This is a genomic window from Flavobacterium sp. WC2430, from assembly GCF_040822075.1.
Classification (GTDB): domain Bacteria; phylum Bacteroidota; class Bacteroidia; order Flavobacteriales; family Flavobacteriaceae; genus Flavobacterium.
Map to the genome: position 1 here is coordinate 584,550 of NZ_CP162007.1, position 21,651 is coordinate 606,200.

At 33.4% G+C, this 21,651-nt stretch carries 20 protein-coding genes; 9 read left to right on the plus strand and 11 right to left on the minus strand.

The annotated features are described in order from the left end of the window. Positions 1–5 precede the first annotated feature (5 nt). Positions 6–1,907, plus strand: a complete 1,902-nt coding sequence (locus AB3G36_RS02595; RefSeq protein WP_367755708.1) for an alpha/beta fold hydrolase — start codon at positions 6–8, stop codon at positions 1,905–1,907. Between the two features lie 78 nt (positions 1,908–1,985). Further along, a complete protein-coding gene (locus AB3G36_RS02600) occupies positions 1,986–3,182 on the plus strand; it encodes an aminopeptidase C (RefSeq protein WP_367755710.1) in 1,197 nt (398 codons plus the stop codon). Positions 3,183–3,268: 86 nt separating this feature from the next. Here the strand turns inward: AB3G36_RS02600 and accC are convergent, their stop codons facing one another. From accC to pdxA, 6 genes are all read right to left on the minus strand, one after another. Continuing rightward, positions 3,269–4,615 (minus strand): acetyl-CoA carboxylase biotin carboxylase subunit, encoded by a 1,347-nt coding sequence (gene accC / locus AB3G36_RS02605; protein ID WP_367755712.1) that lies wholly within the window; start codon positions 4,613–4,615, stop codon positions 3,269–3,271. A gap of 90 nt (positions 4,616–4,705) precedes the next feature. Then, positions 4,706–5,182, minus strand: coding sequence for an acetyl-CoA carboxylase biotin carboxyl carrier protein (accB, locus tag AB3G36_RS02610; protein ID WP_367755714.1), 477 nt, complete (start codon positions 5,180–5,182; stop codon positions 4,706–4,708). A 23-nt stretch (positions 5,183–5,205) separates the two neighbouring features. Beyond that, positions 5,206–6,204, minus strand: a complete 999-nt coding sequence (locus AB3G36_RS02615; protein ID WP_367757876.1) for a beta-ketoacyl-ACP synthase III — start codon at positions 6,202–6,204, stop codon at positions 5,206–5,208. Between the two features lie 175 nt (positions 6,205–6,379). Continuing rightward, positions 6,380–6,574 carry a 50S ribosomal protein L32 gene (rpmF, locus tag AB3G36_RS02620; RefSeq protein WP_007137315.1) on the minus strand — a complete coding sequence of 65 codons (195 nt, stop codon included), beginning with the start codon at positions 6,572–6,574 and terminating at the stop codon, positions 6,380–6,382. A gap of 9 nt (positions 6,575–6,583) precedes the next feature. Then, entirely contained in the window at positions 6,584–7,138 is a 555-nt protein-coding gene (locus AB3G36_RS02625) for a DUF177 domain-containing protein (protein WP_367755718.1), read from the minus strand. A gap of 87 nt (positions 7,139–7,225) precedes the next feature. Next, entirely contained in the window at positions 7,226–8,272 is a 1,047-nt protein-coding gene (gene pdxA, locus AB3G36_RS02630) for a 4-hydroxythreonine-4-phosphate dehydrogenase PdxA (protein WP_367755720.1), read from the minus strand. Positions 8,273–8,330: 58 nt separating this feature from the next. Between pdxA and AB3G36_RS02635 the strand changes: the two genes are divergently transcribed. The 3 genes from AB3G36_RS02635 to AB3G36_RS02645 all read left to right on the plus strand — a co-directional run bounded on the left by AB3G36_RS02635 (position 8,331) and on the right by AB3G36_RS02645 (position 10,924). Beyond that, entirely contained in the window at positions 8,331–8,918 is a 588-nt protein-coding gene (locus tag AB3G36_RS02635) for a riboflavin synthase (RefSeq protein WP_367755722.1), read from the plus strand. A 267-nt stretch (positions 8,919–9,185) separates the two neighbouring features. Beyond that, entirely contained in the window at positions 9,186–9,902 is a 717-nt protein-coding gene (locus AB3G36_RS02640; RefSeq protein ID WP_367755724.1) for a DsbA family protein, read from the plus strand. A gap of 35 nt (positions 9,903–9,937) precedes the next feature. Next, on the plus strand, positions 9,938–10,924 hold the full coding sequence (locus tag AB3G36_RS02645) for a Gfo/Idh/MocA family protein (protein ID WP_367755726.1): 987 nt from the start codon (positions 9,938–9,940) through the stop codon (positions 10,922–10,924). A gap of 48 nt (positions 10,925–10,972) precedes the next feature. On the opposite strand, the gene AB3G36_RS02650 is transcribed toward AB3G36_RS02645, so the two are convergent. Next, on the minus strand, positions 10,973–11,569 hold the full coding sequence (locus AB3G36_RS02650) for a T9SS type A sorting domain-containing protein (protein WP_367755728.1): 597 nt from the start codon (positions 11,567–11,569) through the stop codon (positions 10,973–10,975). A gap of 186 nt (positions 11,570–11,755) precedes the next feature. Between AB3G36_RS02650 and AB3G36_RS02655 the strand changes: the two genes are divergently transcribed. Beyond that, positions 11,756–12,628: an AraC family transcriptional regulator gene (locus AB3G36_RS02655; RefSeq protein WP_367755730.1), complete on the plus strand. Its 873-nt coding sequence runs from the start codon at positions 11,756–11,758 to the stop codon at positions 12,626–12,628. A 169-nt stretch (positions 12,629–12,797) separates the two neighbouring features. On the opposite strand, the gene xylA is transcribed toward AB3G36_RS02655, so the two are convergent. After that, positions 12,798–14,120, minus strand: a complete 1,323-nt coding sequence (xylA, locus tag AB3G36_RS02660; protein ID WP_367755732.1) for a xylose isomerase — start codon at positions 14,118–14,120, stop codon at positions 12,798–12,800. Then, positions 14,120–15,622 carry a xylulokinase gene (locus tag AB3G36_RS02665; protein ID WP_367755734.1) on the minus strand — a complete coding sequence of 501 codons (1,503 nt, stop codon included), beginning with the start codon at positions 15,620–15,622 and terminating at the stop codon, positions 14,120–14,122. The genes xylA and AB3G36_RS02665 overlap by 1 nt, the downstream gene beginning before the upstream one ends. 338 nt (positions 15,623–15,960) lie before the next feature. Here AB3G36_RS02665 and AB3G36_RS02670 point away from each other — a divergent pair, with 338 nt between their 5' ends. The 3 genes from AB3G36_RS02670 (at position 15,961) to AB3G36_RS02680 (ending at position 18,489) form a co-directional block, all read left to right on the plus strand. Further along, entirely contained in the window at positions 15,961–16,680 is a 720-nt protein-coding gene (locus tag AB3G36_RS02670; RefSeq protein ID WP_367755736.1) for an NUDIX domain-containing protein, read from the plus strand. Positions 16,681–16,783: 103 nt separating this feature from the next. Beyond that, positions 16,784–18,058, plus strand: coding sequence for a Y-family DNA polymerase (locus tag AB3G36_RS02675; protein ID WP_367755738.1), 1,275 nt, complete (start codon positions 16,784–16,786; stop codon positions 18,056–18,058). After that, a complete protein-coding gene (locus tag AB3G36_RS02680; protein WP_367755740.1) occupies positions 18,049–18,489 on the plus strand; it encodes a LexA family protein in 441 nt (146 codons plus the stop codon). Before AB3G36_RS02675 ends, AB3G36_RS02680 begins: the two co-directional genes overlap by 10 nt. Positions 18,490–18,548: 59 nt before the next feature. Here the strand turns inward: AB3G36_RS02680 and AB3G36_RS02685 are convergent, their stop codons facing one another. Both AB3G36_RS02685 and galE read right to left on the minus strand, forming a co-directional pair. Next, the gene (locus AB3G36_RS02685; RefSeq protein ID WP_367755742.1) at positions 18,549–20,234 is read right to left on the minus strand and encodes a sodium/sugar symporter; all 1,686 of its coding nucleotides are present in this window, start codon (positions 20,232–20,234) and stop codon (positions 18,549–18,551) included. Positions 20,235–20,601: 367 nt separating this feature from the next. Beyond that, a complete protein-coding gene (galE, locus tag AB3G36_RS02690) occupies positions 20,602–21,621 on the minus strand; it encodes a UDP-glucose 4-epimerase GalE (RefSeq protein ID WP_367755744.1) in 1,020 nt (339 codons plus the stop codon). Positions 21,622–21,651 lie beyond the last annotated feature (30 nt).

The window sequence follows — 21,651 nt, forward strand, 5'->3', positions numbered from 1 at the left end:
TTTATATGAAAAAAATACTCCTTACAACCCTAACTATGATGAGTTTAAGCGCAATTGGTCAAAATGGAATGACCCCAGAAAAACTCTGGAAATTAGGAAGAGTAACTCCTATAGGAATATCTACAGATGCAAAAAATGTAGTTTATAAAGTAACTATCCCTTCTGTTGAGGAAAATAAATCGGATTCTAAATTCTATACTGTTCCTGTTAATGGCGGAAAATCAACCGAAGTAGTTGATTATAAAACTTTGGTAAAAGACAAAAACATTTCGCCAGATGGGAAATACATTGTCTACAATGAAGAGGTAAAAATCAACAATGTACTTGGGAAAGATTTTTATCCCGAGCTTGAAAATTCAGATGTTCAAATTTATGATGGTTTAGACTATCGTCATTGGGACACCTGGAATGAAGGTAAATTCAATCATGTTTTTTATAAAGAAACTAGCGAAGGAGCTGTTGGTGTAGATATTCTAAGTTCAGAAGCATTTGATAGTCCGCAAAAACCTTTTGGTGGAGACGAAGATTACATTTGGTCTCCAGACAGCAAACACATTTTATATGTTTCTAAGAAAAAAGTAGGTACACAATATGCCATTTCGACCAATACCAATATTTTTGAATACAATATAGAAACTGGAAAAACGGTAAATAGAACCGAAGATAATCTTGGTTACGATGTAGCACCTAAATTTTCGCCTTCAGGAAATCTTACTTGGCTACAAATGAAACGAGATGGTTATGAAGCCGATAAAAATGACATCATTGTTGATTTTAAAGGAATGAAAATGAATTTAACAGCAAACTGGGATGGAACTGTAGACAGTTTTACTTGGAGTGCTGATGGAACAAAAATCTATTTTATTGCTGCCGTTGATGGAACGAAACAACTATTTGAAGTAAACTTCCCTGGTTTTACAAAAATCGCCGTGCATGTAGACCAAGTTACAAATGGTGATTTTGATGTAAACGAAATCGTAGGGTTCTCTGGAAACAATGTTATTGTTACAAGAGCGGATATGAATCATGCTTCGGAATTATTTTCTTATGATCAAAAAAAGAAAACATGGAAACAATTGTCAAATGTAAATACAGCTACTTATGATTCTTTGGCGCTAAGCAAAACAGAAAGAAGGTATGTCACCACAACTGATGGTAAAAAAATGTTAGTTTGGGTAATTTTGCCTCCTAATTTTGATGCTTCAAAAAAATACCCAACTCTTTTGTATTGCCAAGGAGGACCTCAAAGTGCTTTAACTCAATTTTATTCGTTCCGTTGGAATTTTCAATTAATGGCCGCAAATGGTTATATCGTTGTTGCGCCAAATCGTCGCGGAATGCCAGGACATGGAGTAGAATGGAATGAGCAAATTAGTAAAGATTGGGGTGGACAAGTGATGGACGATTACCTATCGGCAATTGATGATGTAGCCAAAGAAAGTTATGTTGACAAAAGTCGTTTAGGATGTATAGGTGCAAGTTACGGTGGGTATTCGGCCTTTTATTTGGCTGGGATACACAACAATCGTTTCAAAACTTTTATCGCACACGATGGCGTATTCAATACTCAAAGTATGTTTGGAACTACTGAAGAGGTTTTCTTTAATAATTGGGATTTTGGTGGTCCTTATTGGGAAAAAGACAATGCTGTTGCCCAAAAAACATATACTACTTTCAATCCTGCCAGTTTAGTAGAAAAATGGAATACTCCAATATTAATTTTTCAAGGAGGTAAAGATTTCCGTGTACCAATAGGACAAGGTCAAGAAGCATTTCAAGCGGCACAATTACGCGGAATAAAAAGTAGATTTATCTATTTCCCAGAAGAAAACCATTGGGTTCTAAAACCTCAAAACGCTCAAGTATGGCAAAAAGAGTTTTTTAAATGGTTAAAAGAAACTTTGTAAATTAATGTTAAAAAACAAGCTTATACTGTAACAATTGTTATAAATACACACCAATAGTAAACATCAAAAAATTAAACAATGTATACATTTCAAGTAAAAAATCTGTTTATAGCCTCTACACTAGTACTAGGTATGAGTGTCGCTTCTGCACAAGATGGGTTAGTAAATTCTCTAAAAGTTAATGCCAGTGAAAAAAGTGTTGAAAGTTTTAAATTTACTGACGTAATTAATCTTGCAAACACTTCCATAAAAAACCAAGGTTCATCAGGAACTTGCTGGAGTTATTCTACCAATTCTTACTTAGAATCAGAAATGATCCGATTAGGCAAACAACCTGTCGAAATATCACAAGTATTTTCGGCTCGTAATGCTTATGTGGAAAAAGGCAAGAATTATGTACGTATGCATGGAGCTGTTACCCTAGGTGACGGTGGAGAATTACACGATGTAATTAATATGTACAAAAAATATGGAGCTGTTCCTGAAGAAGTTTATAGTGGACTAAATTACGGTACTACAAAAAACAAATTTGCTGAAATGTCAGGAATTACCGAAGCATTATTAGCCGCAGTGGTAAAAAATCCAAACGGAGAATTGACCCCAAACTGGGAAAAAGCATATGCAGCAGTTATTGATTCTTATTTAGGTGAAGTACCAAAAACCTTTGCTTATAAAGGAAAAAATTACACTCCCCAAACATTTGCAAAAGAATTAATAGGGATTAATCCTGATGAATATGTTGAATTTGCTTCTTATTCTACTGAGCCTTATTATAAAAAAACAATGATGATGGTTCCAGATAACTGGTCATTTGATTTGGTTTACAATGTAAAAATGAATGACATGACTGCCATCATTGATAACGCATTAAAAAATGGATTCACTGTAGCTTGGGCAACAGATGTAAGCGAAAAAAGTTTTAGTTGGAAAAATGGTGTTGCTTATGTTCCAACAAAGAACTATGATGACATGACCAAAGAAGAAAAGGAAAATATGTTTAATGGTCCAAAAGAAGAACCAGAAATTACTGAAGAAATGCGTCAAAAAGCATTTGATAATTATCAAACTACAGATGATCATGCGATGCATATTGTTGGAATTGCTAAGGATCAATTGGGTAAAGAATATTATATTGTTAAAAATTCTTGGGGAGCTACAAATGACTACAAAGGTTATTTATACGTAACTAAGGATTTCGTAAAATACAAAACAACCTCTTTTATGGTAAACAAAGCTGGAGTTCCTGCTGCCATTTCAAGTAAATTAGGAGCATAAAAAAAATCCCGAAATAAAATTTCGGGATTTTAATATAAAAAAGCATCACTGAAAAGTGATGCTTTTTTTATTTGATCTTTTTCCTTTTATTCAGGACTAATCATTTTAAAAGTATCCATGAACGCAGTAGTATAATCACCAGCAATATATCTAGGATCATCCATTAATTGTCTATGAAATGGTATTGTAGTTTTAATTCCTTCGATAACGAATTCATCTAATGCTCTTCTCATTTTACTTATTGCTTCCTCACGAGATTGGGCAGTAGTAATCAATTTAGCGATCATTGAATCGTAATTTGGTGGAATGGTATAACCTGAATAAACGTGAGTATCTAAACGAACTCCGTGTCCACCTGGCATATGTAATGTTGTTATCTTTCCTGGTGAAGGTCTAAAATCATTGTATGGATCTTCAGCATTAATACGACATTCAATAGCGTGTAATTGTGGTAAATAATTTTTACCAGAAATAGGCACACCAGCAGCAACTAAAATTTGCTCTCGAATTAAATCATAATCAATAACTTGTTCCGTAATTGGGTGTTCTACCTGAATACGTGTATTCATTTCCATGAAATAGAAATTACGGTGTTTGTCCACTAAAAATTCTACCGTTCCTGCACCTTCGTATTTAATATACTCTGCTGCTTTTACTGCTGCTTCACCCATTTTCAAACGCAATTCGTCTGTCATGAATGGAGAAGGAGTTTCTTCAGTTAATTTTTGATGACGTCTTTGTACAGAACAGTCTCTTTCAGAAAGATGACATGCTTTTCCATAAGAATCACCAATTACTTGGATTTCAATATGACGAGGCTCTTCAATTAATTTTTCAAGATACATTCCGTCATTTCCAAAAGCGGCAGCTGATTCTTGACGAGCGCCTTCCCAAGCTTTTAATAAATCTTCTTCTTTCCAAACTGCACGCATTCCTTTACCACCACCACCAGCAGTTGCTTTAAGCATTACTGGGTAACCAAAAGATTTTGCAATTTCTTGAGTTTGTTCGAATGATTCCAAAATTCCAACTGAACCAGGTACACATGGCACACCAGCTTCAATCATAGTTGATTTAGCAGAAGCTTTATCACCCATTCTATCAATCATTTCAGGAGCAGCACCAATGAATTTGATTCCGTGCTCTTGACATATTTTAGAAAATTTAGAATTTTCAGATAAGAATCCGTATCCTGGATGTATTGCATCTGCATTTGTAATTTCTGCAGCGGCAATAATATTTGACATTTTCAAATAGGACAAGTTGCTTGGAGGTGGTCCAATACAAACCGCTTCGTCAGCAAACCTTACGTGTAAACTCTCTGCATCAGCAGTAGAATAAACAGCAACAGTTTTAATGCCCATTTCTTTGCAAGTTCTAATTACACGAAGTGCAATTTCTCCCCTATTTGCAATTAATATTTTTTTAAACATCTTGTTTTAAATTTTAAATTATGAATTTTAAATTTTAAATTATTTCAAAACAACAAATTTGTTCGCTCGAAATATATAATTTAAAATTAATTAAGATGGATCAACTAAGAATAAAGGTTGGTCAAATTCTACTGGTGACATATCATCAACTAATATTTTTACAATTTTACCAGAAATTTCAGACTCAATTTCATTAAATAATTTCATTGCTTCAATAACACAAAGCACGTCCCCTTTACCGATAGTAGTACCAACTTCAACAAACATTGGTTTATCTGGAGATGGTTTTCTATAAAAAGTACCAATAATTGGCGATTTTATAGTAACATATTTAGAATCCTCAGCTACTGGTACTGGAACCGCTGCAACTGGAGCAACTGGCTGTGGAGCTAAAGCTTGTTGTAGTGTATTTTGAGCAGGCATTTGTTGTACATACGTGGTCTCTGTAACATTACCTTCTAAAGTTGTACGAATGGTGATTTTAACATCATCCATTTCTAATTTAACTTCTGCAACTCCTGAATTTGCTACAAATTTGATTAGGTTCTGAATTTCTTTTAAATCCATAATTATTTGTTTTTAGTTTAAATTTATTGTTTGTCGTATGCCCATTTTAAATAAATAGATCCCCAAGTGAATCCCCCTCCAAAAGCAGCCAAAATAATAGTATCTCCTTTTTTGAACAAATGTTCAAAATCGTTAAGCACTAAAGGTAAAGTTGCCGAAGTAGTATTACCATACTTCTCTATATTCATTAAAACTTTAGAATCTTCTAAATTCATTCTACTTGCAGTAGCATCAATTATACGCTTATTTGCCTGATGTGGCACTAACCAATCTACATCCTCATTCGTTAAATTGTTTCTCTTAAGAATTGTCTCACTTGCATCAGCCATATTAGTAACCGCATATTTAAAAACAGTTTTACCGTCTTGAACAATATTATGTCTGTTTTCTTTTATGGTATCCAAAGAGGTAGGGTGAAGTGATCCACCAGCATCAATTTTCAAGAAATCACGACCAATTCCGTCGCTTCTTAAGTATTCATCTTGCAAGCCTAAACCTTCATAATTAGGTTCAAATAAGACAGCACCAGCACCATCTCCAAAAATAATACATGTGGAGCGGTCCGTATAATCTACAATTGATGACATTTTATCGGCACCTATAAGAAGTACTTTTTTATATCTTCCTGATTGAATATAAGCAGCTGCTGTAGACATTCCATATAAAAAACTGGAACAAGCAGCTTGTAAATCATAAGCAAATGCATTTGTCGCACCAATTTGGGTTGCAACATATACCCCAGTTGAAGCAACTGGCATATCAGCGGTAGCGGTTGCCATTATGACCATATCGATTTCCAAAGGGTCAATTTTTGCTTTAGATAATAAATCTTGGGCAGCTTTAATGGCTAAGAAAGAGGTTCCTTTATCATTATCTTTAAGGATTCTTCTTTCTTTAATTCCTGTACGAGAGGTAATCCACTCGTCATTTGTGTCAACCATTGTTTCTAGAACCTTGTTTGAAAGCACAAATTCTGGAACATAAGCTCCAACAGCGGTAATTGCGGCTGTAATTGTATTCATTGTATTCGAATATTTTACATCAAATGTTGCCATTTGAAAAAACGTTTAAAAGAGTTGAAAATTACAAAAAAAATTCTAAACCCATTGTCTTAGAACTTCTTATTTAATTAAAATTATAAACAACAAAAAAACTCTCACTATGTGAGAGTTCAAATATCATTTGTAAAAAAATGCATTAAGCAACAGCTACAGACTTATCTATAACAACTTGCCCTCTGTAGTACATTTTCCCTTCATGCCAGTAGGCTCTGTGGTATAAATGCGCTTCTCCTGTGATAGGACAAGTAGCGATTTGAGCTACAGTAGCTTTATAATGTGTTCTTCTTTTATCTCTTCTTGTTTTGGAGATTTTTCTCTTAGGATGTGCCATTTTACTATATTATTTATCCGTTAATAGTTGCTTTAATTTGTCCCAACGCGGGTCAATATTCTCTTCTTTATTCTCTTTATTCTTTTCTTCTTCTTTTGATTCTTTTAGTGTAAGTTCCTTCAGTTTATCAAGAGCTTCCGTTTTTAAACTTCCATCTTTGACTCCTGGATGAACTCGCCTTAGAGGAACAGACAGCACAATCATTTCATATATATACTGCGCAACATCTATTTCAAATTCCCCAAATGGCAGTATAAGCAATTCTTCATTGTCATTATTATACTCCTCTCCAAAACGGACAATCAACTTCATTTTACCTTTAATAGGCAAATCAAAATCTTCACTTGTAAGATCACAAGGTACATTTACCGTCCCTTTGTGCTTAAAAGCCAATTCAAGCATTGTGCTTTTTTTCTCTAAAACTACATTTACTTTGATGTCTGAATTTTGAAATTCGTCATAATCAAAGATTTCAAAGAACGCATTACTTAATTGATATTCAAAATGATGTTTCCCTAGCTTTAATCCCACAAAAGGAATTAAAAATTCTTTTGTATTCTTCATTTCAACATAATTTTACCCCAAACTTCGGGAGTGCAAAGATATAAAATTATTACAAAACTAATAATCTTATTTATCTTTTTTTATTTACTACTGTTTTTCTTTAATCTTCAGTGGTTTTTGACTGATTTCTTCGTATTGAATTCTAGAACGATAAATATCTAAAGCAAGATAAACCGCTTCTTTAAATGAGTTGTAATCCGCCACCCCTTTCCCAGCAATATCATAGGCAGTACCATGATCCGGCGAGGTTCTTACTTTATTTAAACCAGCCGTATAATTCACTCCTTTTCCAAATGACAATGTTTTAAAAGGAATTAAGCCTTGGTCATGATATGTAGCTATTACAGCATCATATTTTTCATATTGACCACTTCCAAAAAATCCATCAGCTGCAAAAGGGCCAAAAACCATAGTTCCTTTTTCAAATATCTTCTTCAATGTCGGCTTCAAAATCACATCTTCTTCATTACCAATTACTCCCCCGTCTCCACAGTGTGGATTTAATCCTAAAACTGCAATTTTCGGCTTATTAATACTAAAATCCTGAATAAGTGACTGTCTTACTGTTTCTATTTTTTGTTTTATCAAATCTTCTGTAAGATGAGATGCTACTTCACTCAACGGAATATGATCCGTCAATAAACCCACTCTCAAATTATCCTGAACCATCAACATTAAGGCATTCCCTTCTAGTTCTTGATTTAAATAATCAGTATGTCCTGGAAATTTAAACTCTTCCGATTGAATGTTATATTTATTTATAGGAGCTGTAACTAAAACATCTACTACTCCTTCTTTTAAAGCCTTAGTTGCTGCGATAAACGATTTTACTGCATATTCTCCTACTTTATCGTCATTTACTCCTAAATTTAAATCTACACCTTCTTTCCAAAGATTAAAAACATTGATTTTTCCTGGAAGAATTTGATCTAGTTTATCGATTCCATGAAGTGAAACCGTAGCATTTAAATTCTTTTTTATAAAAGACATTATTTTCACATTGGCAAAAATAACTGGCGTACACAGTTCTAACATACGGGAATCCTCGAATGTTTTTAGAACAACTTCGCTTCCAATACCGTTTAAATCTCCTATTGAAATTCCAACAATTATATTTTCTGCTTTTTTCATCATGACCTCACGTTATTTATTGCTAATTTTGAAGTGCAAATTTAGTAAAATAAAATAAGAAATGTTTACAGGAATCGTAGAAACCCTTGGTACTATCCAAGAAATAAAAAAAGAAAAAGACAATATTCACGTAACGGTGGACTCTTCAATAACAGCGGAGCTCCAAATTGATCAAAGTGTCTCACATAATGGCATTTGCTTAACTGTAGTAGCTATAAACAATAATAGCTATACCGTAACAGCAATTGACGAAACGATAAAAAAAACAAATCTTGGTGACTGGAAGACTGGAGATAGTGTCAATCTTGAAAGAGCTATGAAATTAGGTGACCGACTCGATGGCCACATCGTTCAAGGTCATGTAGATCAAACTGGTATATGCACTTCAACGGAAGAAACTAATGGAAGTTGGTCTTACACATTTGAGTACGACGAGACTCTAAACAACCTTACTATTGAAAAAGGTTCGATTACCGTTAATGGAGTAAGTTTAACCGTAGTAGACTCCAAGAAAAATCAATTTAGTGTTGCCATTATTCCTTATACCCACGAGCATACTAATTTTAAAGATTTTAAAGTAGGTACTAAAATAAATCTTGAATTTGATGTAATTGGAAAATATGTATCTAAATTATATGCTTCAAGATAGCGATTAAAATCTCTTATTTTAAAGTATAAAACAGAAACAGTACTTAGTTTAGATTATACAGTTGTCATTTTTAGTATTGATTTTATTTAATTCGAAAATAACCCCGTTTAACCCATCAATATCCGTTTGATGGGTTTTTTATTAAAAAAAAACCTTTTTCTTATCATCCTAATTTCCCAATAAAAAACTAAAACAAATTATTGATCAAGAGGGAATCACTACATTTGTATATACAAATTAATAACTTACTACAATACTTAAAACACAATGAAAAATAAATTAAAAGTACAAATCTGGTCGGATATTATGTGCCCATATTGTTATATAGGAAAAAGAAAAATTGAAGGCGCTTTGGCACAATTTAATCATAAAGAATCAGTAGAAATCGAATGGAAAAGCTTTCAATTAGATGCCTCTTTTGTGGCCTCAGCTGACGATAATATGGCAGAACATTTAGCTGAAAAATATCGAAAAGATAAAGAATGGGCACAAGAAATGATGGACAGCATGACGCAAAACGCAAAAAACTCTGGACTAGATTTTCATTTTGAAAAAGCAATTATGGCCAATTCATTTAATGCCCATCGTTTATTACACTTAGCTAAGAAATACAAGCTATCTAATGAATTAGAAGAGCTTTTGTTTAAAGCTTATTTAACAGATGGCAAAAATGTAAATGATTTAGAAACACTTACTCAATTAGGACAACAAGCGGGATTAGATACTAAAGAAATTGATGCTGTCTTACATTCTGATGCTTACGCAAAAGAAGTAAAGGAAGATATTGACATGGCACAAAAAATAGGAGTTCAAGGCGTTCCGTTTTTTGTTTTTGACAATAAGTACGCTGTTTCTGGAGCACAACATGTCGAAACTTTTGTAAAAACGTTAGAAAAGGTATGGGATGAGGGTCAATTTGATTCTAAAGTAACCGTACTGAATACAACCGAAGGAGAAAATTGTGGAATAGACGGATGTAATTAATTCATACCTTGGTCTAAAATCAATTATTACAAAATATGGAAAACAGCAAAACAACAATCCGATGGGGAATACTAGGATGTGGTAATGTTACCGAAATAAAAAGTGGTCCTGCTTATCAAAAAACAGACGGATTTGAAATAGTAGCCGTAATGAGAAGAGACGCTGAAAAAGCGGCTGATTATGCTAAAAGACATGGGATAAGAAAATATTACACTAATGCTGATGACTTAATAAATGACCCTGAAATAGATGCTGTTTACATAGCTACGCCACCCGATACCCATAAATATTATGGTCTAAAAGTAGCCATTGCAGGAAAAAGTTGTTGCATTGAAAAACCGCTTTCGCCAAATTACCAAGATAGCTTAGCAATCTATGAAGCCTTCAAAGAAAAAAACATCCTTTTATTTGTTGCTTATTACAGACGAACATTACCTCGTTTTCTGCAAGTAAAAAAATGGATAGACAATAAAACCATAGGCGAAATAAGACATATAAGATGGCATTTAAGCAAACCTACAACTGATCAAGATTTATCAGGAAATTACAACTGGAGAACAGATGCCAAAATCGCAACAGCTGGTTATTTTGACAATTTGGCCAGTCATGGACTGGACCTATTTACTTTCCTTCTAGGAAATATAAAAGAAGCATCTGGAATAAGTATAAACCAACAGGGATTATATTCAGCCAAAGATGCCGTAGCAGCAAGTTGGGTACATGAATCAGGCATTACTGGATCGGGAAGTTGGAATTTTGGTTGTTTTACAAGGGAAGATACCGTTGAAATTTATGGGAGTAAAGGTAAAATTGCCTTTTCTATATTCGAAAACGATCCTTTACTTCTAACAAATGAACAAGGTGAAACGAAACTTCATATTGAACATCCCGAAAACATTCAACTGTACCATGTTCAACAAATGAAAGACAGCTTACTCCATAACGGTACATATCCTTCTGATGGAAAAACTGCAACTCACACCAATTGGGTAATGGACAAAATTATCGGAAATATAATATAAAAAAACAGCTCTATAAAATAGAGCTATTTTCATAAATTCTGTTGTTAATTATTTTTTAGCCGAAACTGTCTCCATGAAAACTTTATCACCATACGTCATAACGAATGTATATTTTTCATATGGTAAGTTTTTGATATCAAAAACCTTTTCAACATTTTGATCTACTAAAACTGGAGATGTATACACTTCCTCGTCAGCTTGATTATAAATTTTAATGCTTACAGGGTTTTTGTACAAATTAAAAATGCTTAGAGAAACTAAACCATTTTTGTTTGTAAACACTGGCTTGTACACCTCCGAAACTGGACTTGAAGCAAGAACTGCAGTTTTCCCAATCACAGAAATCTCATATTTCGCAATTTTCGTATCTGATTCTGCAACAAGAAAATATGTTCCTTCTGGCAAAGCTTTTAAATCATACGTTCTGTTAACACTTCCTTTAGAGTTAACATTTTCAGTGTGAATCAATTTATTGTCTAAATCATAAATTGACAATTCTACTTTATTTGACTCATTAAGAGCAAAAGTTACTGTCTTACCTTCTCCTTTTTTTACATCTAACGAAAAATCTTTTTCTGATGCACTTACATTCATAGCAGTCAATACAGCTGCTACTACCAAACTAAATTTTAAAATCTTTTTCATAATTTAAGTTTTTAGATTTATAATCCTTTTAACTATTACAAATCTACGGCAACCATTTCATTGAATATAATGCAGGATTTTCACGATTCTACGCTATTTTACCTTTTACGAAATCGATAAAGGTTAAAAAAGCTAACAATTCCGCAATGTTTACTAAATTTGCATACTAAATCAATAAAAAAGAATATGAGACCTATACACCCCAACTTAGAAATCATAGTCCCCTCTTTTGGAAGTTCATTTTCTATAGCGAAACATGAACAAAACAACAACGTACATACAAATCACTGGCATTATCACCCTGAAATAGAATTAGTTTATATAAATGGAGGCTCCGGTAAAAGACAAGTAGGCAGTCATGTCTCGTATTATAATGATGGTGATCTAATTCTTATAGGTAGTAATTTACCTCATTGTGGTTTTACAGATGAAGAAACAGGGAATAAAAAAGAAACGGTAATACAAATGAAACCTGACTTTCTTGGAAACAGTTTTTTTGAAATTTCAGAAATGACAAATATTAAAAACTTATTCAGCCAAGCCAAACAAGGAATCTCGTTTGTTGGAAAAACGAAAAAAATAATTGGAGAACGAATAGAAGCACTTGATGAACAAAATCAATTAGAAAGATTACTAAGCATGTTGTCTATCTTAAATGAATTAGAGTTGTCAAAAGAAAGCGTCATATTGAATGCCGAAGGATTTTCGATGGAAATGCAAATGCAGGACAATGACCGCATGAATGTGGTATATAATTTTGTGAAAGACCATTTTCAAGAAAGCATAAGCCTAGAAGAAATATCAGATCTTGTTGCAATGACTGTCCCATCCTTTTGTAGGTATTTCAAAAAAATAACCAACAAAACATTTACTAAATTTGTAAATGATTATCGATTGGTGCACGCATCTAAATTATTAGCCGAAAAACAAATCAGTATAACTGACGTTTGTGATGAAAGTGGCTTTAACAATTTAGGACATTTTAATAAATCGTTTAAAGAATTCACTGGGAAAAGTGCCTATCAATACCGTCAAGAATTAAGAACCTTTTTAGAATAAAAAACAATATTTAAGACAATTTATCCAGTCACAATTTGAGATTACTGTTATACAAAACTTTAATTCAGCACAAAATACTGAATTAAAGCAATGTTAAAAACTAAATATTATTGATTTACACCATTTACTTTTCACAATAATTTAGTTAGTTAATGGTTGTTTTAATAGACTAATATGCGTTGGCAATAATTTGTTCAAATAATTCTTGTTTTCCACTTATTTGTTGAGGTTCTCCATTTGCACGAGCAATTTCACTAAGTGCTTCCAAAGAGAGCTCTCCTTTTTCATACTTCGCTCCATTACCACTGTCAAATGATCCGTAACGTTGTTCACGTAAATTTTTATAATTTGTATTTTGTAAAATATGGTCCGCATAGATAAGACCGCGTGCAAAAACATCCATTCCAGCTATGTGAGCAATAAATTTATCGTCTAAATCAGTTGAGTTTCTGCGTACTTTTGCATCAAAGTTGATTCCGCCACCTTGAATTCCACCACCTTCTAAGATGATTAACATAGCTTGTGTTATTTCATAAACATTTATTGGAAACTGATCAGTGTCCCAACCGTTTTGATAGTCTCCCCGATTTGCATCAATGCTTCCTAACATTCCTGCATCTACCGCAACTTGTAACTCATGCTCAAAAGTATGTCCAGCAAGGGTAGCGTGATTTACTTCTAGATTCAACTTGAAGTCATCTTGAAGTCCATATTTATGTAAAAACCCTAATGTTGTTGCCACATCAAAATCATACTGATGTTTCATGGGTTCCATAGGCTTTGGTTCAATAAGAAAAGTTCCTTTAAAGCCTTGTTTGCGTGCATAATCTCTACAAATAGTCAAGAATTGTCCCATGTGATCTAATTCTCTTTTCATATCGGTATTTAAAAGACTCATGTAGCCTTCGCGACCTCCCCAGAAAACATAATTTTCACCACCTAAAGCAATAGTTGCATCAATTGCAATTTTGGCTTGACCTGCTGCATAAGAAACTACATCAAAATTAGGATTGGTTGAAGCTCCATTCATATAACGAGGATTACTAAACAAGTTTGAAGTTCCCCACAACAGTTTAATCCCCGTTTCATCTTGTTTAATTTTAGCATAAGCAACTAATTCTTGCACTCGGTTTTCAAACTCTGATAAAGTTGGTGCTTCATCTACGATATCTAAATCATGAAAACAATAATATGGAATCCCTAATTTGCTCATGAATTCAAAAGCCGCATCCATTTTGTCTTTGGCTCTTTGAATTACATTTTCGTTTTTATCCCAAGCAAGAATTTCTGTATTAGCACCAAAAGGATCTCCCCCTTTGTTGCATAGCGTATGCCAGTATGCCATGGAAAAACGCAGGTGTTCTTTTAAAGTCTTTCCTGCTACTACTCGGTTCTCATCATACCATTTAAAAGCAAGTGGGTTAACACTTTCTCTTCCTTCAAATTTTATGATATCAATGTTTTTAAAATAAGTTTGTTTAGTTGTATTCATTATTGTTCTATTTTAATATGATTTTTCCATTCTTGATAAATATCTTGATACTGTGAAGTCAGCGATTGATTGGGTTCAATTCGTTCTATACATTTTAACCCTTTAAACGCCTCATCAAGTGAGTCATAAAATCCATAACCATAGGCTGCACCTCGCGCTGCACCTTCGGCTCCTGAAGTATTATAGAGTTCTAAAGTAGTTTGTGTTGTATTGGTGAAAATTTCTCTAAAAACTGGACTCAGGAATAGATTGGCATTTCCAGCTCTCACTACTTCTCCAGATGCTCCTACGGATTTCATCACATCAAACCCATAATTCATGGCAAACACAATTCCTTCGCAAGCTGAACGGATAAGGTGCCCAGATTGATGGATGTTAAAATTTAGATTCTGAATTCCTGAATTGGCATTTTTATTATTAAAAATACGCTCTACTCCATTCCCAAAAGGATAAAAACGTAGTCCTTTACTTCCTGCCTCCACTTTAGCCGCTTCGGCATTCAACGTTTCGTAGGCAATTAAATTCGATTGTTCAACAGACATGATTTTACGCAACCATTGGTACAAAATACCAGAACCGTTGATACAAAGCATCACTCCATTTTTTTTCTCTGTTTCAGAATTATTTACATGTAAAAACGTATTGATTCGATTTTCTTTGTCATAGACATCTTTGTCACTTACTGTATAAATTACGGCCGAAGTTCCAGCTGTAGTAGCTATTTCCCCTGGTTTTAACACATTTAGAGATAATGCATTATTGGGTTGATCACCGGCACGATAGGTTATTTTAGTGTTTCTGTCAAGGCTTAACTCTAAAGCGATATCTGGGTGAATTGTTGCTTGATAGCCAAAGTTGGGTACAATTTCTGGGATCATTTCCTCAGGAAGATCCATTTCTTGGAGTACTTCAGTAGCTAAACCCCCTCTTGAAAAGTTCCATAATGCAGCTTCTGATAGTCCAGAAGTACTAATTTGTGGAATCCCTGAAAGTTTTGCAGCAATAAAATCACCAGGAAGCATCATGTAGACCGCTTTATTAAAAACTTCTGGCTCATTTATTTGAACCCATTTCAATTTAGAAGCAGTAAAATTTCCTGGACTTCCTAAAATTTGTTGCTGGAAATATTCTTGTCCCATACGATCGTATATTTCATTCCCTATAGTTGCTGCTCTACTGTCACACCAAATAATCGAAGAACGAACAGGATTTAATTTCTCATCCGTTAAGACTAAACCATGCATTTGATAGGCTATCCCAATCCCTGCAATTTTTTTTAAGTCAACATCCTGTTTTGTTCCCAAAACTTGTATGCCCTTTTTAACATTTTGCCACCAAGAATTAGGATCTTGTTCAGCCCATCCAAATTTCGGAGCAATAATATCCATCTCCATTTCTGGAACAGTCACTGCGCCAACAGTAGTTCCTTTTTCCGGATCAAATACTGTTAGTTTAATTGAAGAGCTTCCTAAATCTATTCCTAAAAAATACATATTCTTCATTTTAAGAGATTGCTTTTACTTTTATGTTTGCATCTCTACAAACTTCTAGTCATAAAAACCATATCCTTATGGTTAATTTGACTACAAGTATAATGCATTTATTTCATATTAACAAAAAATTGTATTTAAAAATTTGTAATTGATAATTAATCATGCGTATTATTACGTATTTATACTAATGAAGGCTCCCGACAGCAGGTGAAAAAAAATAAAAAATTATGCTTCTAATTCCATGATTTTTTTTAAATATTTGCAAAAACATTCGCCTCATAAAAAACATATAAATTAAATACCCTCGCTTTTTAATTTTTCATATATTTCATTCAAATTTCCAAACCATGGTTGATAAAAAAACTACTGAAGACTCTTTAAAAACTGTTGAGCAATCAGCCATGAATGCCATTACAATTGACTGTGTGATTTTTGGTTTTGACAACGGAATATTAGAAGTCCTATTGGTCCAACATGCTGAAGGTATTAGTAAAGGAAAATGGGGGCTTCCCGGTGGGTGGATAAAGAAAAAAGAAAGTATAGATAATGCTGCTCATCGATTGTTAGGAGAACTAACAGGATTAGATAATATATTCCTAGAACAATTAAAAGCTTTTGGGGATCCCGACCGTTTTCCATTAAGACGGGTAATTACAATAGGTTATTATGCTTTAATAAAAAGAGAAGATTATAATGTAACCGCAGGTTTTACTGCATCTGATGCAAAATGGTATAAGATTAATGAAATTCCAGATTTAATATATGATCATAATGAAATATTAGATTATAGCTTAAAACAATTGCGTAATCGGGTGCGTCAAGCTCCAATAGGTTTTAATCTTTTACCCGAAAAATTTACTTTATTGGCACTTATGCATCTTTATGAAGAAATTCTAGGTATTGAGATGGATAAATCAAATTTCCGCAGAAAAATTCTTCATATGAAACTGTTGGTTGCCTTGGATGAAAAACAACAAGACGTTTCTCACAGAGCAGCACAATTGTATAAGTTTGACTCTAAAATTTATGAAAAACTAACTAAAAAAGGATTTAATTTTGAATTTTAGCTCTTAAAGTTTTCGAAAAAAAACCTATTTTTACTTATCAACAATCCCTAAAATTAACTTTTGTTATTTACAAGCATAAGTACATATTGAGTAATTTTGTACTATGTATGCCTTAGTCGACTGTAATAATTTCTATGCTTCCTGCGAACGTGTTTTCCAACCAGAATTCAACGGAAAACCGGTTGCTATATTATCAAATAATGACGGTTGCGTAATTTCCCGAAGCAATGAAGCTAAAGCTGTTGGAATACCAATGGGTGCTCCTGCTTTTCAAATTAAAGATTTAGTACGAGAAAAGAATGTCAAATTATTTTCTTCTAATTATGCACTATATGGCGATTTGAGTAATCGAGTAATGTCAATTTTGGCACAATTTACTCCTAATGTGGAAATCTACAGCATTGATGAAGCGTTCTTAAATTTTGACGGTCTAAACGTTTTAGATTACCACGATTATGGTATTCAAATGAAAAAAAGAGTTCAAAAATGGATTGGAATCCCCGTTTGTATTGGTTTTGCAGAGACCAAAGCATTGTCAAAAGTGGCCAATAAAATAGCTAAGAAATTCCAAGAAAGAACTGGTGGTGTTTATGTAATTGATACGGATGAAAAACGCTTTAAAGCACTCAAATGGACCAAAATTGAAGATGTTTGGGGCATAGGTCATCGAACAACCAAAAAAGCAAAACTACGCAAGATCAACACCGCATTAGACTTCATACAACCACAACATGAAGCTTGGATAAAAAAAGAAATGGGTGTAATAGGAATGCGTTTAAAATATGAATTAGAAGGGAAGCAAGTATTGGACTTGGATCCCTTTCCAGACCAAAAGAAAAGCATTTCCACCACTCGGAGTTTTCCAAAACAAATATCCGATTTTGATTTATTGCGAGAGCGGATGGTTACGTTTGCCTCTGTTTGTGCCGAGAAACTGCGAAAACAAAAATCATGTTGTCATACCATTATCGTATTATTAGTGGTTGACAAACATACTGTTCAAACCTCCAAATATTATTTTAATATGGCAATGAACCTCCCATACGCAACAAATTCAAGCTTAACAATTGCTAATGCTGCTGTGGCAATGCTGAAGCAAATGCACAAAGGGAACGAGGGTTTGAAATTTAAAAAAGCGGGAGTAATTGTTAGTAGCCTTATCGATGAAAACAAAAAACAGTTTCAATTGTTTGAAGATGAAAACCCAAAACATTTAGCACTTATGAAAGTCATGGACGACCTCAACAAAAAAATAGGCTACACGCAGGTAAAGCTAGCCACACAAAACCTAAGTTTGACTTGGAATATGAATCAGAATCATTTGTCACCCAAATTCACTACCAGTTTTAAAGATATACTTGAAATAAAATGTCAATAAAAAAAGAACAAAAACTTACTTTTTTCCAACCCGATTTTGAAAGTGAAATAAAAATTCCATTCATGACCGAAGGTGTTTCGGCAGGTTTTCCATCGCCAGCAGCAGATTTTTTAGAAAACAACATTGATCTCAACAAAGAACTGAGTGAAAACCCTCTGGCCACTTTTTATATTAAAGTAAAAGGAAATTCTATGATTGATGCAGGTATAAATGACAAAGATGTACTTGTGGTTGACAGAAGTCTTGAGCCACAAAACAATAAAATTGCTATTTGTTTTATTGATGGAGAATTTACAGTGAAACGGATTCAGCTGGATAAAGACTGTTTGTATCTCATGCCTGAAAACCCTAATTATTCCCCCATAAAAGTCACTGAAGAAAATCAATTAATCATTTGGGGAATTGTAACCTATGTAATAAAAAAAATGTAAAGGCAAACTGAGTTTGACTTTACACTTTTTAATAAATAAGGATATATAAAAACTAGTTTCTACCAGAATTTAGCATACAATGCAAAAATAGTTAATAGTGTTATTACAATCAAAACTGTTGTTTGTGGTTTCAATTTGAACATTTCTGTATCTAATTCAAAGGCTTTTGGATTCACTTTAGGTCCAGCAAAACTTATGGCAATCATTAAAAGCATTGTAAATGCAAATGATAATCCCATACAAATATGGAAAGGAATTTCGAATCCACCGTTACCATTAGAATAAGCAGTATATAATAACGTTTCATTTCCAAATAATGCTGGAGCAAATTCATTAAACAAAACGGACAATAAGAAACCGGCAATTACACCTACAATTGCTGCAGTACCTGTAGTTCTTTTCCAAAACATCCCAAGGAAGAACATGGCAAATACACCAGGACTAATAAAACCTGTATATTTTTGAATGTAAGTAAATCCACCTACACCACCAATTCCAAGTAAATCATTCCAAGTAAATATAACAGCAAGAAGCATGGCACCAAATACTGCAATCCTTCCAATATTAACTTGTCCTCTATCTGTAGCGTCTTTTTGAATGTATTTTTTATGAACATCAAGTGTATAAATAGTTGAAATACTATTTACTTTCCCTGCTAAAGAGGCCACAATAGCTGCCGTTAATGCCGCTACAGACAGTCCTTTTAAACCTGTTGGTAAGAAGGTCAACACTGCAGAATAAGCACCATCTTTTCCTCCTACTAATTGAGGTAAATGTCCGTTTTCATATAAAACAAAAGCTGCAATACCAGGCAACATAACGATAAGTGGCATTAATAATTTTAAAATTCCTGCAAACAAAATACCTGTACGAGCCGTTTGTAAATCAGCACCTAAAGCTCTTTGTGTAATGTATTGGTTACAACCCCAATAATTAAGATTAATAATCCAAATACCAGCCAAATACGACATTACACCTGGAAAAGTAAGGTATTTATTAATCTCTAATTGTGTAGATGTAGCTGTAGGTCTTGGAATAATCATTTTGAAATGCTCTGGAGCTTCTCTCATCAATACTTTGAAACCTTCAATAGCATTTTCACCCACTCCAAAATAGCGTCCAACGGTTGTTAAAGCAATATATGAAGTAACTAATCCTCCAATAATTAAAACAGCAACTTGAATTACATCCGTATAAGCCACTACTTTCATTCCTCCCAAAGAAATTAATAAAGCAAAAAGAGCCAATCCAATCATAATTATATGCAAATATTCTCCACCAGCCAATCCATTAATGGCAACAGCTCCTAAATATAAAATAGAAGTTAAGTTTACAAATACGTATAAGAACAACCAAAATACGGCCATAATTAAAGCAGTGGATTCGTTATACCTTGTTTTTAAAAACTGAGGCATGGTATAAATCTTGTTTTTTAAATAAACGGGAATGAACCAAACGGCAACAATAATTAAAGCAATAGCGGCAATCCACTCATAAGCGGCAACAGCAATTCCTAAAAAGAATCCTTCACCACTCATTCCAATAAACTGTTCTGCAGAAATGTTTGAAGCAATCAATGAAGCACCAATAGCCCACCATGTCAATGTCCCTTCTGCAAGGAAATAAGCTTTGGCATCGTGTTCGTTTTTTTCACGTTTGCGATAAACGGTATATCCATAAGTGGATACCACGATAAAATAAATAATAAATACTGCGTAATCCGCAAAAGCAAGATGTTGGTTCATGGGTAATTTGTTTTTTAGAAATTAATATAAATGCATACGGTTATTGTCCTGTGCTATTTTTCTTTTTTATAAATAGTTCTTATTTATAAATCATTTTGCATATCTACAATAATTTATAGAAATCCATTACAGAATTAGTTATAAAATGTGATATGTGTTTTAATTTAATTGATATTTTATGAAATTATGAAAGTCAAAAGTAAAATAAAAATATTTATTTACATAGTTTATAAATGTGTTTTTTACATTTATTACAGATGAATCTGTTAAATTTTATTTTATTATTCCGTAAACAACTATAATACAATGTTTTATAATTTATTTTTATGTTGATTGTATCTTGTTATAAATGACACAATCACTATTATTAGTTTTTATTCCTGATCTTCTGCTCCCATTTCCAAGCACTTGCTATCCCTTCTTCAAGTGTAGCTTGTGTTTTCCATCCAAGAATAGTATTTGCTTTATCTGTATTGGCATAAGCCGAAACAACGTCTCCTTCTCTTCTACCAACAATGGTATAAGGCAATTTTTGACCGCTTACTTTTTCGAATGCTTGAATCACCTCCAAAACCGAGCTTCCAGTTCCTGTCCCCAGATTAAACGTTTCTATTTTAGCCGAATTTTTTTTGTTTACTAATCGTTGCAAAGCAATAACATGTGCTTTAGCTAGGTCAACAACGTGGATATAATCCCGAACGCAAGTACCATCAACAGTTGGGTAATCATCCCCATAAACCGAAAGTTCTTTTCTCAAACCCATTCCAGTTTGTGTGATAAAAGGGACTAAGTTTTGTGGCACTCCAACGGGTAATTCACCAATTTCGATAGATGGGTGCGCCCCAATAGGATTAAAATAACGCAACAAAATAGCAGTTATACCACTTACTTTTGTAACATCAGTGATGATTTCTTCCCCAATTTGTTTGGTGTTCCCATAAGGAGACATAGCTGGCTTAACTGATGCGTTTTCATTAATAGGCATTACATCTGCTTGACCATAAACAGTGCAGGAAGAACTAAAGATAAAATGTGACTCTTCTTTTTGTTGCAATTCCTGAAGCAAATAGATTAAAGTGCTAATGTTATTTTCATAATATAACAAAGGATTCCCCACACTTTCACCTACTGCTTTTGAAGCCGCAAAATGAATTACGCCAACAACATCAGAATGTCTTTTAAAAAAATCTTGTACAGCTACTTTTTCTCTTAAATCTAACCTTTCAAAAAGAGGTATCTTACCTGTTATAGCAACTATACCATTTAAAACATCCTCAGTAGCATTAGAAAGATTATCGATAATAACAACTTCAAAACCTTCATTTTGTAATTCAACAACAGTATGCGAACCAATAAATCCTAATCCGCCAGTAACTAGTATTTTCATATTTTACAATTTTATAATATGCTTTTTCTA

Bases quoted from the DNA above. Each gene is read 5' to 3' on its own strand.
- AB3G36_RS02595 (WP_367755708.1), top strand. From the start codon at position 6: ATGAAAAAAATACTCCTTACAACCCTAACTATGATGAGTTTAAGCGCA.
- AB3G36_RS02600 (WP_367755710.1), top strand. From the start codon at position 1,986: ATGTATACATTTCAAGTAAAAAATCTGTTTATAGCCTCTACACTAGTA.
- accC (WP_367755712.1), bottom strand. From the start codon at position 4,615: ATGTTTAAAAAAATATTAATTGCAAATAGGGGAGAAATTGCACTTCGT.
- accB (WP_367755714.1), bottom strand. From the start codon at position 5,182: ATGGATTTAAAAGAAATTCAGAACCTAATCAAATTTGTAGCAAATTCA.
- AB3G36_RS02615 (WP_367757876.1), bottom strand. From the start codon at position 6,204: ATGAATACAATTACAGCCGCAATTACCGCTGTTGGAGCTTATGTTCCA.
- rpmF (WP_007137315.1), bottom strand. From the start codon at position 6,574: ATGGCACATCCTAAGAGAAAAATCTCCAAAACAAGAAGAGATAAAAGA.
- AB3G36_RS02625 (WP_367755718.1), bottom strand. From the start codon at position 7,138: ATGAAGAATACAAAAGAATTTTTAATTCCTTTTGTGGGATTAAAGCTA.
- pdxA (WP_367755720.1), bottom strand. From the start codon at position 8,272: ATGATGAAAAAAGCAGAAAATATAATTGTTGGAATTTCAATAGGAGAT.
- AB3G36_RS02635 (WP_367755722.1), top strand. From the start codon at position 8,331: ATGTTTACAGGAATCGTAGAAACCCTTGGTACTATCCAAGAAATAAAA.
- AB3G36_RS02640 (WP_367755724.1), top strand. From the start codon at position 9,186: ATGAAAAATAAATTAAAAGTACAAATCTGGTCGGATATTATGTGCCCA.
- AB3G36_RS02645 (WP_367755726.1), top strand. From the start codon at position 9,938: ATGGAAAACAGCAAAACAACAATCCGATGGGGAATACTAGGATGTGGT.
- AB3G36_RS02650 (WP_367755728.1), bottom strand. From the start codon at position 11,569: ATGAAAAAGATTTTAAAATTTAGTTTGGTAGTAGCAGCTGTATTGACT.
- AB3G36_RS02655 (WP_367755730.1), top strand. From the start codon at position 11,756: ATGAGACCTATACACCCCAACTTAGAAATCATAGTCCCCTCTTTTGGA.
- xylA (WP_367755732.1), bottom strand. From the start codon at position 14,120: ATGAATACAACTAAACAAACTTATTTTAAAAACATTGATATCATAAAA.
- AB3G36_RS02665 (WP_367755734.1), bottom strand. From the start codon at position 15,622: ATGAAGAATATGTATTTTTTAGGAATAGATTTAGGAAGCTCTTCAATT.
- AB3G36_RS02670 (WP_367755736.1), top strand. From the start codon at position 15,961: ATGGTTGATAAAAAAACTACTGAAGACTCTTTAAAAACTGTTGAGCAA.
- AB3G36_RS02675 (WP_367755738.1), top strand. From the start codon at position 16,784: ATGTATGCCTTAGTCGACTGTAATAATTTCTATGCTTCCTGCGAACGT.
- AB3G36_RS02680 (WP_367755740.1), top strand. From the start codon at position 18,049: ATGTCAATAAAAAAAGAACAAAAACTTACTTTTTTCCAACCCGATTTT.
- AB3G36_RS02685 (WP_367755742.1), bottom strand. From the start codon at position 20,234: ATGAACCAACATCTTGCTTTTGCGGATTACGCAGTATTTATTATTTAT.
- galE (WP_367755744.1), bottom strand. From the start codon at position 21,621: ATGAAAATACTAGTTACTGGCGGATTAGGATTTATTGGTTCGCATACT.